At 69.0% G+C, this 14,319-nt stretch carries 13 protein-coding genes; 9 read left to right on the top strand and 4 right to left on the bottom strand.

Annotation, left to right across the window (positions count from 1 at the left end; translation table 11 throughout):
- The 3 genes from manA to RCP38_RS13895 are packed head-to-tail and all read left to right on the top strand — an operon-like array spanning position 1 to position 3,297.
- Complete coding sequence (gene manA, locus RCP38_RS13905) at positions 1 to 1,269, top strand: mannose-6-phosphate isomerase, class I (protein ID WP_308477301.1); 1,269 nt, start codon at positions 1 to 3, stop codon at positions 1,267 to 1,269.
- Position 1,270: 1 nt separating this feature from the next.
- Positions 1,271 to 2,212 carry a cation diffusion facilitator family transporter gene (locus RCP38_RS13900; RefSeq protein ID WP_308473517.1) on the top strand — a complete coding sequence of 314 codons (942 nt, stop codon included), beginning with the start codon at positions 1,271 to 1,273 and terminating at the stop codon, positions 2,210 to 2,212.
- Positions 2,213 to 2,217: 5 nt separating this feature from the next.
- Positions 2,218 to 3,297, top strand: a complete 1,080-nt coding sequence (locus RCP38_RS13895; RefSeq protein WP_308473516.1) for a type I-U CRISPR-associated protein Cas7 — start codon at positions 2,218 to 2,220, stop codon at positions 3,295 to 3,297.
- A gap of 19 nt (positions 3,298 to 3,316) precedes the next feature.
- Here the strand turns inward: RCP38_RS13895 and RCP38_RS13890 are convergent, their stop codons facing one another.
- The 4 genes from RCP38_RS13890 to RCP38_RS13875 are packed head-to-tail and all read right to left on the bottom strand — an operon-like array spanning position 3,317 to position 6,963.
- Positions 3,317 to 4,072, bottom strand: coding sequence for an alpha/beta fold hydrolase (locus RCP38_RS13890; protein ID WP_308473515.1), 756 nt, complete (start codon positions 4,070 to 4,072; stop codon positions 3,317 to 3,319).
- A gap of 43 nt (positions 4,073 to 4,115) precedes the next feature.
- The gene (locus RCP38_RS13885; protein WP_308473514.1) at positions 4,116 to 4,511 is read right to left on the bottom strand and encodes a PaaI family thioesterase; all 396 of its coding nucleotides are present in this window, start codon (positions 4,509 to 4,511) and stop codon (positions 4,116 to 4,118) included.
- Complete coding sequence (locus tag RCP38_RS13880; protein WP_308473513.1) at positions 4,508 to 5,428, bottom strand: alpha/beta fold hydrolase; 921 nt, start codon at positions 5,426 to 5,428, stop codon at positions 4,508 to 4,510. The genes RCP38_RS13885 and RCP38_RS13880 overlap by 4 nt, the downstream gene beginning before the upstream one ends.
- Positions 5,429 to 5,460: 32 nt before the next feature.
- Complete coding sequence (locus RCP38_RS13875) at positions 5,461 to 6,963, bottom strand: adenylate/guanylate cyclase domain-containing protein (protein WP_416223206.1); 1,503 nt, start codon at positions 6,961 to 6,963, stop codon at positions 5,461 to 5,463.
- Between the two features lie 108 nt (positions 6,964 to 7,071).
- On the opposite strand from RCP38_RS13875, the gene alkX reads away from it, so the two are divergent.
- The 6 genes from alkX (at position 7,072) to lpqB (ending at position 14,111) form a co-directional block, all read left to right on the top strand.
- Positions 7,072 to 7,677, top strand: coding sequence for a TetR family transcriptional regulator AlkX (gene alkX, locus RCP38_RS13870; RefSeq protein WP_308473512.1), 606 nt, complete (start codon positions 7,072 to 7,074; stop codon positions 7,675 to 7,677).
- Positions 7,678 to 7,752: 75 nt separating this feature from the next.
- Entirely contained in the window at positions 7,753 to 9,213 is a 1,461-nt protein-coding gene (gene ahcY / locus RCP38_RS13865) for an adenosylhomocysteinase (protein WP_308477297.1), read from the top strand.
- 82 nt (positions 9,214 to 9,295) lie between these two features.
- Complete coding sequence (locus RCP38_RS13860) at positions 9,296 to 9,937, top strand: dTMP kinase (RefSeq protein WP_308473511.1); 642 nt, start codon at positions 9,296 to 9,298, stop codon at positions 9,935 to 9,937.
- Positions 9,938 to 9,989: 52 nt separating this feature from the next.
- On the top strand, positions 9,990 to 10,676 hold the full coding sequence (mtrA, locus tag RCP38_RS13855) for a two-component system response regulator MtrA (protein WP_019737852.1): 687 nt from the start codon (positions 9,990 to 9,992) through the stop codon (positions 10,674 to 10,676).
- Between the two features lie 22 nt (positions 10,677 to 10,698).
- Positions 10,699 to 12,348 (top strand): MtrAB system histidine kinase MtrB, encoded by a 1,650-nt coding sequence (mtrB, locus tag RCP38_RS13850; RefSeq protein ID WP_308473510.1) that lies wholly within the window; start codon positions 10,699 to 10,701, stop codon positions 12,346 to 12,348.
- Positions 12,349 to 12,356: 8 nt separating this feature from the next.
- Positions 12,357 to 14,111 carry an MtrAB system accessory lipoprotein LpqB gene (lpqB, locus tag RCP38_RS13845; RefSeq protein WP_373692519.1) on the top strand — a complete coding sequence of 585 codons (1,755 nt, stop codon included), beginning with the start codon at positions 12,357 to 12,359 and terminating at the stop codon, positions 14,109 to 14,111.
- Positions 14,112 to 14,319: the final 208 nt, after the last annotated feature.

The raw sequence follows: 14,319 nt of genomic DNA, 5'->3' as shown, positions 1-14,319 counted from the left end.
GTGGAACTACTACGCGGAGCGATACGGACCTACGCTTGGGGCTCGCGGACCGCCATCGCCGAGTTCACCGGTCGACCGGTTCCGGCGATGCACCCGGAGGCCGAACTGTGGCTCGGCGCGCACCCCGGAGATCCGGCATGGCTGGAGACGGACAGCGGTGAGGTGTCGCTGCTCGACGAGTTGAACAAGGATCCGGAGGGCCAGCTGGGCGCGGTGGCCCAGGGCCGCTTCGGGGACCGGTTGCCGTTTCTGGTCAAGGTGCTCGCCGCCGACGAGCCGCTGTCGCTGCAGGCCCACCCCAGTGCCGTACAGGCGGTCGAGGGGTACGAGCGCGAAGAGCGACTCGGTGTTCCGGTGTCCTCGCCGATCCGCAACTACCGCGACACCAGCCACAAACCCGAGCTGCTGGTGGCGTTGCAGCCGTTCGAGGCGTTGGCCGGATTCCGGCCCGTGGCCCGCACCGTCGAACTGCTGCGGGCGCTGGCGGTATCCGACCTGGATCCGTTCATCGAGTTGCTCGGGGGCGAGGCCGGCAACGACCGGCCCGGCTTGGATCCGGCCGATGCCCAATCCGACGCCGACGGCCTGCGGGCACTGTTCACCACCTGGATCACTGCGCCGCAGCCGGATCTGGACGTGCTGGTGCCCGCGGTCCTCGAAGGCGCCATCCACTACCTGAGCTCCGATGCCGGGGAGTTCTCCGCGGAGGCCAAGACGGTGCTCGAACTCGGCGAGCGCTATCCCGGCGACGCCGGGGTGCTGGCGTCGCTGCTGCTCAACCGGGTCAGTCTGGCGCCGGGTGAAGCGATCTTCCTGCAGGCCGGCAACCTGCACACCTACCTGCACGGTGTGGGGTTGGAGGTTATGGCCAACTCCGACAACGTGCTTCGTGGCGGTCTGACGCCCAAACACGTCGACGTGCCCGAGTTGTTGCGGGTCCTGGACTTCGCCCCCACCACCGAGCAGGCGCTGCGGTCGGCGACCTACACCGATGGACCGGAAGTCGTCTACCGCACCGCGGCCGACGAATTCGCGGTGTCGCGGCTGAGCCTCGACGGGAGCCTCCTCGGCCACGAGGTGGATGCGCCGGTGCGTCACGACGGCCCGCAGATTCTGCTCTGTGCCGAAGGCGCGGTCACGGTGTACGCCAAGTCGAAGACGTTGACGCTGCACCGCGGACAATCCGCCTGGGTGCCCTACGACGACGGGCCGATCCGGTTGTCTGCCCAACAACCGTCCGCGCTGTTCCGGGCGACGATAGGCCTCTGACGTGTCGTCGTCGGGGAGCACCAAGGCGATCATCGCGGCGCTGGCGGCCAACGGCGGTATCGCGGTGGCGAAGTTCACCGGTTACCTGATCACCGGCAGTGCGGCCATGCTCGCCGAGGCGGTGCACTCGGTGGTCGACACCTCCAACCAGGCCCTGCTGCTGTTCGGGCAACACGCCGCCGCCAAGGCGCCGGATGCGCTGCACCCCTTCGGGCACGGACGCAGCCGCTACTTCTGGTCGTTCGTGGTGGCCCTGGTGTTGTTCACGATGGGCTCGATGTTCGCGCTGTACGAGGGCTACGAAAAGATCCGTCACCCGGTCGAGTTGACTTCGCCGGAGGTGGCGATCGTCATCTTGGTGGTGGCGATCGCCTTGGAATCCTTCAGTTTTCGTACCGCATTGAAAGAGTCACGCCCGCTGAAGGGGCCCGGAAGCTGGTGGCGGTTCGTTCGCACCTCCCGCAATCCCGAACTGCCCGTGGTGCTGTTGGAAGACGCCGCGGCGCTGATCGGGCTGATGTTGGCGCTGACCGGTGTGGGCTTGACCGTACTCACCGGCAACCCGGTGTGGGACAGCGTGGGCACGATCGCGATCGGCCTCCTGCTCGGGGCGGTCGCCGTATTCCTGATGATCGAGATGCACAGCCTGCTGATCGGCGAGGGGGCCACGGTGGCCGAGGACCGGGAGATCCGCGGCGCCCTGGAACGCACCGAGCACGTCACCCGGTTGATTCACATCCGCACCCAGTACCTCGGGCCGGAGGAGATGCTGGTGGGAGCCAAGATCGCGCTCGCTCCCGAACTCGACCTGCCCGGTGTCGCGGCCACGATCGACGCCGCCGAGGCCAACATCCGCGCGGCCGTGCCCACGGCGCGGGTCATCTATCTCGAGCCGGACCTGGATCGGACGCCTGTGCCAGACTCGGTGGAGCAGAAAGGTTGATCGCTTTGTCCAAACTGTCCTACCGACAGCTCACCGCCGCATGCCAGGCCGGCGGCGGTAGCACGCTGAGCGTGTCCACCGAACTGGCCCCCGCCGGGGGAGCCCATTCGGCGATCAGCCCGGCCCATCGTTCCGGGCGCGGCGCATCGGGTGCCGCGCCGGCCATGCGACTGATCGACGGGGAGCCGACCGCGACGGTCCTCGTCGACGACAACCACAGCCAGGTCCAACGCGTCGAAGCCGCGATCCTCCAGGACATCCGCGACCAGCACCCGTTGTTGAGCCGCGTGCCGCGCATCGAGGTCAGCTACGACGGCGGCCATGTGATTTACACCGATCTCGAACTGCCGCAACGTATTTTCGACGGTCACTTTCTCACCGGGTCCATCGACGGCAAGCCGGCGATCGCGCACCCGGCCTACCGGGCGGCCCGCGAGAGCACGCCCGATAACGCCCGCGCGCTGCTGGAACTGAGTCCGGGCAGCCTGGTGTTCGGCGCCATCGATGCCGCACTCGGCTCCGGGCAGAGCCGCTTTCGCGGCGTGCTGTCCGGCGAGATCATCGGAGTGGTCGTCGACGGGGCGTCGCCGGACTCGCGTACCACAGCCGAGGCCGGAGTCTGCTGCAGCCGGATCATCCGGACCCAGGTACTCAGCTTCGCCGCGTTGCGGCAACTGCGCTTCGACTGCGGCCCGGCCGGTGACGAGGCGTGCCGAGTCCTGTTGGCCGCCTACGCTTTGGCCGGTCTGGCCCGAGCCAACGCCGAACTGAGCATCCGCGCCAACTGCGACCTGGTCGAGACCGGACCCACCACGCTCAAGCTGGATGCCCGCGACGGGGAATTCATCGAGTCGGCCGCGTTGTCGATCGGCGAGGCCGACGACCTGTTGGAACGCGCACTGGTCGAGGCCTATCGGGAAGCCGACATCACCTGGCGCGGCCAGGTGCTGCGCGTGACCGGCAACGCCGGAGCCTATGCCGCCGCGCAGAACGGCGATGCCCGACCGGAGTCCCCGGTCGTGCGCCCGCCGCGGCGGTTCCGGTTGCCGCACTTCATCGAGAGTCGGTTGAGCACCCCGAACTGAGCGCGGTCGCGGCTCCCGGTCAGGGCAGCGACGCCCAGAACCGGGTGAGCGCCTCGGCGCCGCGAACGGGGTCGTCCGTCATCCACCAGTGGCCGAGCCCGTCGAGCACCTCGGTGCGGGCACCGGCCTGCTGCGCTGCGCGACGACGGATCTCATCGGACCCGACGTAGGGATCCCCGGTGGCCAGCAGTGAAAGGCCCGGGCGGGTGCGTGCCCGCTCCAACCCGCCACCGGCCGCCGCCATCGCCCCGGGCCCCTCCACCGAGCGGTACAGCAGCAGCGTCGCCCGGCCCATCTCCGGCCCCTGGGCGCGTGCCAGCGACGCGGCGATGTCGGCCGGCAACGTGGCCGACCACAGCGCGGTCCGGTCTTCCACCGTCCCGCCGAGCATGTTCTCGACCAGTCGTTCACCCTTGCCGGGGGTCCGCCAGATCTGCGCGGTCTCGGGCCAGACGTAGTCCGGGTCGAATACCCCGATGATGTCGCTGGCCCAGCTGCGCACCAGTTCGGGGCGATGCATCATCGCATTCACCACATGCACCCCGCCCCAGTCGTGGCCGACCAGATCGATCGGGTCGTGCGGGTCCTGCAGGCCCTCGAGCTCGGTCTCGAGCCAATCACGGTATGCGGTGTAGCTCGCCGAGAAGTCTTGCGGCAGTGGGGCTCCGAATCCCGGAGGCGAAAGCCGCACGACATCGTCGCGGCCCAGGGCATCGACCAGTGGATCCCAGATCGCATCCGATTCGGGGTTACCGTGCACCAGAACTACCGACATGAGCAGATCATCGCACGGCGGTGCGATCGCACGGCCCCGACGATCAGCCGGGCAGCTCGATCGCGGCGAAGTTCACCGTCGCGGTGGCGGCCAGCTGATCGTCTTCGCCGCGGTAGATGTCGACCTGGGTGACCACCGATCGACGGCCGGTACGCAGGATGGATGCCACCGCCCGGGCGGGGCCGACCTTGATCGGCCGCAGGTAGCGGATGAACAGATCGGTGGTGGCGATGCCGTTGCCGAAGGGCGTGCTGCGTGCCGCGAGCTGTCCGGCCGCCACGTCGGCCATGGTGGCGATCAGCCCGCCCTGCAGCCCGCCGGAGGTGTTGACCACCCGCTCGTCGACGGGCATCTCCAACGTCAAGGTGCCCTCGGCCGACGGCACCTCCCGCAGGCCGAGCTGGTCGAACAACTCCCGGATCGATTGCGGTGCGGTCATGCCGTCGGCCCCTCGGCGGCGTCCCAGGTCTGCGACATGGTGCGCAGAATCTCCTCGGCCCGGCCCAAGCCGGCCAGGTGACTCTCGCCGGGGATCGGATAGAGCCGGGCGTCGGGAAGCAGTGCCACCGCGTGCTTGCCGTGCGAGAACGGGACGATGTGGTCGGCGTCGCCGTGCCACCAGTGCACCGGCACGGTGACATCGCTGAGCCGGAAGCCCCAGGGCCGAGCGAACAGCACCGCATCGGCGATGGGGGCGGCCAGTTGCTTACGGGAGCCGTTGAGCAGGTCGTCGAGGAACATCGCCTTGAACTCCGGGCGGCCCAGCATCTCGCGGTCGCCGTCGGGGGAGAGGCGGGCGTAGATCTCCAGTGCGGGTGAGGCCACCGGTCGGATCACCCGGATCAGCCCGGCGGCCAGCGCGCTGATCGGTCGCCCGGCTCGATCCAGCACCGGTTCGGCGAGCCGCGCCAGCTTCATCAGGCTGCTGTCGATCGCCTCGGGCCCCACCGCCGGGGCGACACCGCCCAGCACCCCGGCGGCCACCACCCGGTCGGGCATCGCCGCGGCACAGGCCAGCGTGTAGGGGCCGCCGCCGGACAGCCCGATGACCGCCATCTTGTCGATGCCGAGGGTGTTGGCCACGGTCCGCAGGTCCCCGGCGAACTCGGACACCGACTCGTATTGGAACGGCGTCGAGGAACCGATACCGGGCCGGTCCACCCCGATCAGCCGGATGTCGGCCTCGGCGGCATAAACGCGCGCTTCGACGGGAATCTGGCGACGTGCGCCGGGGGTGCCGTGCAACCAGAACATCGCCCGGCCCTGTGGTGCGCCGAATTCGGCGAATCCGAGCTGACGGTCCTCGCCGACGGCGATGTTGCCCTCCATCTGGGGGCGAGCGATGTCATAAGCCATGTTCGGAGTCTGGCATGCGTTCGCGGATCTGGTCATCCCCCGGTGCCGGGTATTTCGACCGGCGTCGACATCTCGGTGGGCCGGGTGCGACCGCGCAGTACCGCCGATCCGTGCCGAACCCAGTGGCCGCGTTCGTCGCCGGCGCATTCGAGCGCCGATGCCGAGCACAGCACGCGGGCGGAGACGGATTTGGCACGGTCGGCGAGCCGGGCGGCCTCGTTGACCGCGTCGCCGACCACCGTGTATTCGTAGCGGTTCTCGCTGCCGATGTTGCCGGCGAACACCGGACCCGCCGACACCCCGATCCCGAAATCCACCAGCGGCAGCCGGCGGAGCCGGGTGATCAGGGTGCGGGCCGCGATCAACGCCGCCGCCGCGGCATCCGCGTCGGGCACCGGTGCGCCGAAGACCGCCAGCGCCGCATCGCCCTGAAACTTGTTGATCGAACCGCGCTGGGCGTCGACGGTGTCGACCACGATGCGGAAGAAGTCGTTGAGGACCGCGGCGACCTCGTCGGGCGGGTGGGTGGCCGCCAGTTCGGTCGATCCCACCAGATCGATGAACAAAATCGCCGCTTCTTGCACGGACCCCGACAGGGCGAGATCCTGTTCGACCGCCAGGCGCGCGACGTCGGAGCCGACGTGCCGGCCGAACAGGTCCTGCAGTCGGTCACGTTCGGCCAGACCGGCGACCATGCGGTTGAAGCCGGTCTGCAACCGGCCGATCTCGGACTGCTCGTAGACGTCGACCGAGGTGTTCATCTGGCCACGCTCGACCCGCGCCATCGCACTGACGACCTCACCGACCGGATCCGAGATGGACCTGGCCACCAGGATCATGGCCCGGACCCCGAGCAGCACCGCCACCACGCACAGCACCAGCACCGGGACCTCCACCGAGGAGTTCGGGTCGATGATCCAGCCCATCTGTCGGCAGACGATCAGCGCGACGATGGCCGCCGACGGCATCGCGCAGGTGATGAACCACATGGTCACCAGCCGGGCCAGCACCCCGGGGGCGGTCGCACGGACGTCGCTGTCCTGCCAGACGGCGGCCACGATGGGCCGGAAGGTGCGTTGGGTGAACAGCATGCTGGTGCTCACCGATGCGGTACCGCCGAAGACGATGACCGCGCTGAGCAACGCGATCAGCCCGAGATTGTGCGAGTGGATCGCGGCCACGCCGATGGCCCCGCCGATCAGCCAGGTCCCGAGCACGATCAGCGACTGCCGGCGCAGGATGTTGATCGCGGCGCGGCGTTGCCGGGGATCGGGTTCGGCTCCGGCGGTGTACCAGCGCACCGACGGGGCGATGCTGACCGTTCCCGCGGTGACGACGGCCAGGGTGCCCAGCGTGACCAGAACCGCGACCAGGACCAGGTTCGGGCCACGCAACAGGGTCCCGTCGGCGACCGGTGTCTCGCCGTTGAGCGAGAGCACCACCGCGACGGCTTCGGCGCTGGTGAGCAGGTGGGCGAATGCGAGTCCGGTCGCGTAGTCGCGGACCCGGACGGTTCTGCGCGGTCGTGCGTCCACGCCAGATCCTGCAGTCGTCATCGCGGTCGTGCCCATCCCTGAGTGCGTTGTGCTCCCAAGTTATACGGACCTGCGGGCCACGGCGGGGCAAGCGCTAACCTGACGACGGTGAAACGCATTCCTGCCGCCGAGGCCTCCCGGGCGCTGCTGCGCGACTCGGTGCTCGACGCGATGCGGGAACTGCTGACCGGCCGCGACTGGTCGGCGATCACGCTGGCCGCGGTGGCCGAGGCCGCCGGGGTCAGCCGGCAGACCATCTACAACGAATTCGGTTCGCGGCAGGGCCTGGCGCAGGGGTATGCGATCCGGCTGGCCGACCGCCTGGTCGACGCCGTCGACTGCGCGATGTCCCACAACGTCGGCGACATCCACGCCGCGTTCTTGGACGGCTTCCGGTCCTTCTTCTCCGATTCGGCCGCCGACCCGCTGGTGATCTCCCTGCTGACCGGGGCCGCCAAGCCCGACCTGCTGCAGATCATCACCACCGACAGCGGGCCGATCATCGCCCGCAGTTCGCAACGGCTGACGTCGTCGTTCATGCACAGCTGGGTCAAGGTCAGCCAGGACGATGCGGGCATCCTGGCCCGGGCGGTGGTCCGGTTGGCGATGAGCTACGTCTCCATGCCGCCGGAGGCCGATCACGACGTGGCCGCCGACCTGGCTCGATTGTTCACCCCGGCAGCCGAGGCCTACGGGGTCGTGGACGTCGATTGACCCGCCCGAGCGTTCTCGGACCTGCGCCGGTAGCTTGTACCGGAGCCTAAATTCACCCAACCTAACGGGGGCGTACTGATGAGTTTGACCGCGGACAGCCGCAACGGGATCGACTACAAGGTCGCAGACCTGTCGCTGGCCGAGTTCGGCCGCAAGGAGATCCGGCTGGCCGAGCACGAGATGCCGGGCCTGATGGCGCTGCGTAGGGAATACGACGGCGTCAACCCGCTCAAGGGTGCCCGGATCACCGGTTCGCTGCACATGACCATCCAGACCGCGGTGCTCATCGAGACCCTGGTCGACCTCGGCGCCGAGGTCCGCTGGGCGTCGTGCAACATCTTCTCCACCCAGGACCACGCCGCCGCCGCGGTCGTCGTCGGGCCGCACGGCACCGTCGAGGAGCCCAAGGGCACCCCGGTCTTCGCCTGGAAGGGCGAGACGCTGGAGGAGTACTGGTGGTGCGCCGAGGAAGCCCTGACCTGGCCGGGCGAGCCGGCGAACATGATTCTCGACGACGGCGGCGACGCCACCATGATGGTGCTGCGCGGCGCCCAGTACGAGAAGGCCGGCGTGGTGCCGCCCGCCGAAGAGGGCGACTCGCACGAGTGGAAGGTCTTCCTGGCCCGGCTGCGTGAGCGCTACGAGACCGACAAGACCAAGTGGACCAAGATCGCCGAGTCGGTCCAGGGTGTCACCGAGGAGACCACCACCGGCGTGCTGCGCCTGTACCAGCTGGCCGCCGCCGGTGAACTGGTGTTCCCGGCGATCAATGTCAACGACTCGGTCACCAAGTCCAAGTTCGACAACAAGTACGGCTGCCGGCACTCGCTGATCGACGGCATCAACCGTGGCACCGACGCGCTCATCGGCGGCAAGAAGGCGCTGGTCTGCGGCTTCGGCGACGTCGGCAAGGGCAGTGCGGACTCCCTCAAGGGCCAGGGTGCCCGGGTGACCGTCACCGAGATCGACCCGATCAACGCCCTGCAGGCGCTGATGGAGGGCTACGACGTGCAGACCGTCGAGCAGGCCATCGGTGAGGCCGACATCGTCGTCACCACCACCGGCAACAAGGACATCATCACCCTCGAGCACATGAAGGCGATGAAGAACCAGGCCATCCTGGGCAACATCGGCCACTTCGACAACGAGATCGACATGGCCGCGCTGGAGAGCTCCGGCGCCACCCGGATGAACGTCAAGCCGCAGGTCGACGTCTGGACCTTCCCCGACACCGGGAAGTCGATCATCGTGCTGTCCGAGGGCCGGCTGCTCAACCTGGGCAACGCCACCGGGCACCCGTCGTTCGTGATGAGCAACAGCTTCTCCAACCAGGTGATCGCGCAGATCGAGCTGTGGACCAAGGGCGACGAGTACGACAACGAGGTCTACCGACTGCCCAAGCACCTGGACGAGAAGGTGGCCCGCATCCACGTCGAGGCGCTCGGCGGCACGCTGACCAAGCTGACCAAGGACCAGGCCGAGTACATCGGCGTCGACGTCGAGGGCCCGTACAAGCCGGACCACTACCGGTACTGATTTCCTTCGCGAACAGTCACAAAAGCCCCCATTCCGGCCTGGAGATGGGGGCTTTTGTGTTCGCTCGGATAGGCTTCCCGCCGTGCTGATCGCGATCGAAGGCGTTGACGGCGCCGGCAAGAACACCCTGGCCCAGGGGTTGCGCACGGCCCTCGAGGCGGCCGGGAAGTCGGTGGCCACGTGCGCGTTCCCGCGCTACGGCGTCTCGGTGACCGCGGATGTGGCCGCCGAAGCACTGCACGGCCGGCACGGTGACCTGGCGGATTCGGTGTACGCGATGGCGATGCTGTTCGCCCTGGACCGCGCCGGCGCCAAGGACGAGATCCTGGCGCTGTGCGCCGGAAACGACGTGGTGATCCTGGACCGCTACGTGGCCTCCAGCGCCGCCTACAGTGCGGCCCGACTGCACCAGGAGGCCGCCGGGGAGGTGGTGGACTGGGTCCGGCGGCTGGAGTTCGACCGGCTGGGGCTGCCCGCCCCGGATCGGCAGATCCTGCTCGACGTCCCGGCCGAACTCGCCGCGCACCGCGCGCGGCGCCGCGAGGACCACGACGCCACCCGCACGCGCGACTCCTACGAGCGCGATGACGGACTACAGCGCCGCACCGGCGCGGTGTATCGGGAGCTGGCGCGAACCGGCTTCGGCGGACGCTGGCAGATCGTGGGCCCGGAGGTCGCCGCGGACGGGCTGGCGGCCGGGTTGGTCGCGGAAATGCGCGGGTAACTCCGCGAAACGCGGGTGTGGTAGCCGGGTTTTATCTCGATCGGGTGACACCATGTACGCCATGAGGCAAAGGATTCTCGTCGTCGACGACGACGCTTCGCTGGCCGAGATGCTCACCATCGTGCTGCGCGGCGAGGGTTTCGACACCGCGGTCGTCGGGGACGGTACCCAGGCGCTCACCGCCGTGCACGAACTGCGGCCCGACCTGGTACTGCTGGACCTGATGCTGCCCGGCATGAACGGCATCGACGTGTGCCGGGTATTGCGCAAGGACTCCGGCGTGCCGATCGTGATGCTGACCGCCAAGACCGACACCGTCGACGTGGTGCTCGGCCTGGAATCGGGCGCAGACGACTACATCATGAAGCCGTTCAAGCCCAAGGAGTTGGTGGCCCGGGTCCGTGCCCGGTTGCGTCGCAACGACGACGAACCGGCCGAGATGCTCTCGATCGCCGACATCGACATCGACGTGCCGGCGCACAAGGTGAGCCGGGCCGGCGAACAGATCTCGCTGACACCGCTGGAATTCGACCTGCTGGTGGCGCTGGCCCGCAAACCCCGCCAGGTGTTTACTCGTGAGGTGCTCCTCGAACAGGTCTGGGGATACCGGCATCCCGCCGACACCCGGCTGGTGAACGTGCACGTCCAGCGCCTGCGGGCCAAGGTGGAACAAGACCCGGAGAACCCGACTGTGGTGCTGACCGTCCGAGGAGTGGGTTACAAGGCCGGACCTCCGTGATCCCCGCCGGGGAACTGCGCACGTGATCTTCAGTTCCAGGCGGCGTCCCCGGCGTTCGGGCCCGTTGCTGCTCGGGGTGAACACGTTGCGCCGGGCGGTGCAGATCGCGTGGCGCCGCTCTCTGCAGCTGCGTGTCGTGGTGTTGACGTTGGGCATGTCGGCGGCGGTCATTCTGGGACTCGGCTTCGTGCTGACCAGCCAGATCACCGATCGGGTGCTCGACGTCAAAGTCCGCGCGGCGACCGAGCAGATCGAGCGCGCGCGGGTGACCGTCGGTGACATCGTCGGCGGGGAAGAGGCCAGGTCGCTGACGTCGAGCCTGCAATTGGCGCGCAACACGTTGATGTCCAAGACCGACCCGGCCGCCGGAAGCGGAACCGCGGGCGTGTTCGACACCGTGCTGGTGGTGCCCGGTGAGGGGCCGCGTGCGGCGACCACCGCCGGACCGGTGGACCAGGTGCCGGCCGCGCTGCGGGAATTCGTCAAGGCCGGCCAGGTCAGCTACCAGTACGCGCCGGTGCACGTCGAAGGTTTCGCCGGGCCGGCGTTGGTGATCGGCACGCCCACGACGTCGCGGATCACCACCCTGGAGCTCTACCTGATCTATCCGCTGGGTACCGAACGCAACACCATCAGCATGGTCCGCGGCACCATCGTCACCGGCGGCCTGGTGCTGTTGGTTCTGCTGGCGGGCATCTCCCTGCTGGTGTCGCGACAGGTCGTGCTGCCGGTGCGATCCGCCTCGCGGATCGCGGAGCGATTCGCCGAGGGCCACCTGTCCGAACGGATGCCGGTACGCGGCGAAGACGACATGGCCCGATTGGCGGTGTCGTTCAACGACATGGCCGAGAGCCTGTCGCGGGAGATCACCCAACTCGAGGAGTTCGGCAACCTGCAGCGGCGGTTCACCTCCGACGTCAGCCATGAGTTGCGCACCCCGCTGACCACGGTGCGGATGGCCGCCGACCTGATCCACGACCACAGCGACGAGCTGGAGCCGTCGCTGCGGCGATCCACCGAACTGCTGGTCAGTGAACTGGACCGGTTCGAGTCGCTGCTCAACGACCTGCTGGAGATATCGCGTCACGACGCCGGTGTGGCCGAATTGTCGGTGGAATCGGTGGACCTGCGTGCCACCGTCAACAGTGCGTTGGAGAACGTCGGGCACCTGGCCGCCGACGCCGGCGTCGAACTTCGGGTCGACGTGCCGACCGAAGGGGTGATCGCGGAGGTCGATCCGCGCCGGGTGGAACGGATTCTGCGTAACCTGATCGCCAATGCCATCGACCATGCGGAGCACCGGCCCGTGGTGATCCGGATGGCCGCCGATGAGGACACGGTCGCCGTCACCGTGCGTGACCACGGGGTGGGGCTGCGTCCGGGAGAGGAGAAGCTGGTGTTCAGCCGGTTCTGGCGAGCCGATCCGTCGCGGGTGCGACGCTCGGGCGGGACCGGGCTGGGACTGGCGATCAGCGTCGAGGACGCCCGGCTGCACCAGGGCCGGCTGGAGGCATGGGGAGAGCCGGGCCGCGGCGCCTGCTTCCGGCTGACCCTGCCGCTGGTGCGCGGGCACAAGGTCACCACCAGCCCCCTGCCGATGAAGCCGGTCAGCGCCGCCGAGCGCCGCGAGCGCCGTCAGCGGGCGCGCGAACATGCGGAGAGGATCGGCTGATGCGTCGCATGCGGACGGCGACGCTGCTGTCGGTCGTACTGGGAATGGTCGTCGCGCTGGCGGGCTGCGCCGGGGTCCCCAGTACGTCGGCGCCGCAGGCGATCGGCACCGTGGAGGCGCCGCCGCCGTCGGTGCTGCCCAAACCCACCCCGGGCATGGACCCCGACGTCCTGTTGCGCGAATTCCTCAAGGCCACCGCCGATCCGGCCAACCGGCACCGGGCCGCCCGGCAGTTCCTCACCCAGGAGGCATCGGATTCCTGGGACGACGCCGGCAGCGCGCTGCTGATCGACAACGTGGTGTTCGTCGAGACCCGCAGTGCCGGCCGGGTCGCGGTCACCATGCGTGCCGACATGCTGGGCTCGCTGTCGGACATGGGGGTGTTCGAGACCGCCGAGGGCGCACTGCCGGCCCCCGAACCGATCGAACTGCTCAAGACTCCCGACGGCTGGCGGATCGATCGGCTGCCCAACGGGGTGTTCCTGGACTGGCAGCAGTTCCAGGCCACCTACAAACGCAACACCTTGTACTTCGTCGACCCGACCGGCAAGACCGTCGTGCCCGATCCCCGTTACGTCGCGGTCTCCGACCCGGATCAGTTGGCGACCGAACTGGTCTCCAAGCTGATCGCCGGGCCGCGACCGGAGATGTCCGGGGTGCGCAACCTGCTGGCGCCACCGCTGCGACTGCGCGGCCCGGTGACCCGTGCCGACGGCGGCAAGAGCGGGGTGGGCAGCGGCTACGGCGGAGCGAAGATCGACCTGGACAGTCTGTCCGCCACCGACCCGAACACTCGGCAACTGCTTGCCGCGCAACTGATCTGGACGCTGGACCGGGCTGACATCAAGGGGCCCTACGTTATCAACGCCGACGGTGCGGCGCTCGACGACCGGTTCCCCGAGGGGTGGACGACTTCCGATGTCGCCACCACCGACCCGGGCGCCTCCGACGGCGCCGGGGCCGGGATACACGCACTGGTGGGCGGTTCACTGCTCGTCCTGGACGGCCAGCAGGCCAACCGGGTGCCGGGGGCGTTCGGCCGGGAACCCGATCAACAGTCCTGCGCGCTCTCGCGCAACGGGCGTCAGGTCGCCTCGGTGGTGGTGCATCCCGGGGATCCCGAGGCCACGCTGTGGATCGGTGACCTCGGCGGCGAGGCCGTGCAGGCGGCCGAGGGGCACACCCTGTCGAGGCCGAGTTGGTCGCTGGACGAGGCGGTGTGGGTGGTGGTCGACGGCAACAACGTGCTGCGGGCCATCCAGGAGGTGGCCACCGGCCGCCCGGCCCGGTTCCCGGTGGACTCCGGGGCGGTCTCCGCCCGGTTCCCCGGGCCCATCAGCGAACTCCAACTGTCCCGGGACGGCACGCGGGCGGCGATGGTGATCGACGGTCAGGTGATCCTGGCCGGCGTCGAGCAGATGCCCGGCGGCCAGTTCGTGCTGCACTACCCCCGTCGACTCGGTTTCGGGCTGGGATCATCGGCGGTATCGCTGAGTTGGCGCACCGCCGACGACATCGTGGTCAGCCGGTCCGATCCGAAACATCCGGTGTCCTACGTCAACATCGACGGGGTCAACTCCGATGCACCCAGCGGCAACCTGGAGTCGCCGGTGTCCACGATCGTCGCCGACCCGTCCACGGTCTATGTGGCCGATCCGCGTGGCGTGCTGGCGTTGTCGTCGTCGGCCGCCGAGGACGAGCGGGGCTGGGTGCCGGTGGCACCGTTCATGGCCGCCGGTGCGCTGCCGGTCCTGCCCGGCTGAGCGGCGATCCGACTCCTCCCCGGCCCGCGTCGGCGCCGGGGTTTGGCCGGTCGTCCCGGTCGAGCAGGGCCAGAAGTCCCTGCTCGAGGCCCCGGTCGCAGGTCTTCCTGCCCTGTTCGCGCCCGAGTGGGCAGAGGATCGTGAAGTACGTGGGGCCCAGGGTATGGGGGCGTTCGGTTCCGGGGCCGCGCGGGAAGAAAGGGGCCGG

Origin of the sequence: Mycolicibacter sp. MU0083, assembly GCF_963378075.1 — a bacterium.
Lineage (GTDB): Bacteria > Actinomycetota > Actinomycetes > Mycobacteriales > Mycobacteriaceae > Mycobacterium > Mycobacterium kokjensenii.
The sequence above is the reverse complement of the archived record's forward strand: the minus strand, read 5'-3'. Positions and strand labels throughout refer to the sequence as shown.

Excerpts from the sequence above, each read along its gene's own strand:
- RCP38_RS13890 (WP_308473515.1), bottom strand. The coding sequence starts at position 4,072 with ATGTCGGTAGTTCTGGTGCACGGTAACCCCGAATCGGATGCGATCTGG.
- RCP38_RS13885 (WP_308473514.1), bottom strand. The coding sequence starts at position 4,511 with ATGACCGCACCGCAATCGATCCGGGAGTTGTTCGACCAGCTCGGCCTG.
- RCP38_RS13880 (WP_308473513.1), bottom strand. The coding sequence starts at position 5,428 with ATGGCTTATGACATCGCTCGCCCCCAGATGGAGGGCAACATCGCCGTC.
- mtrA (WP_019737852.1), top strand. The coding sequence starts at position 9,990 with ATGTACGCCATGAGGCAAAGGATTCTCGTCGTCGACGACGACGCTTCG.
- lpqB (WP_373692519.1), top strand. The coding sequence starts at position 12,357 with ATGCGGACGGCGACGCTGCTGTCGGTCGTACTGGGAATGGTCGTCGCG.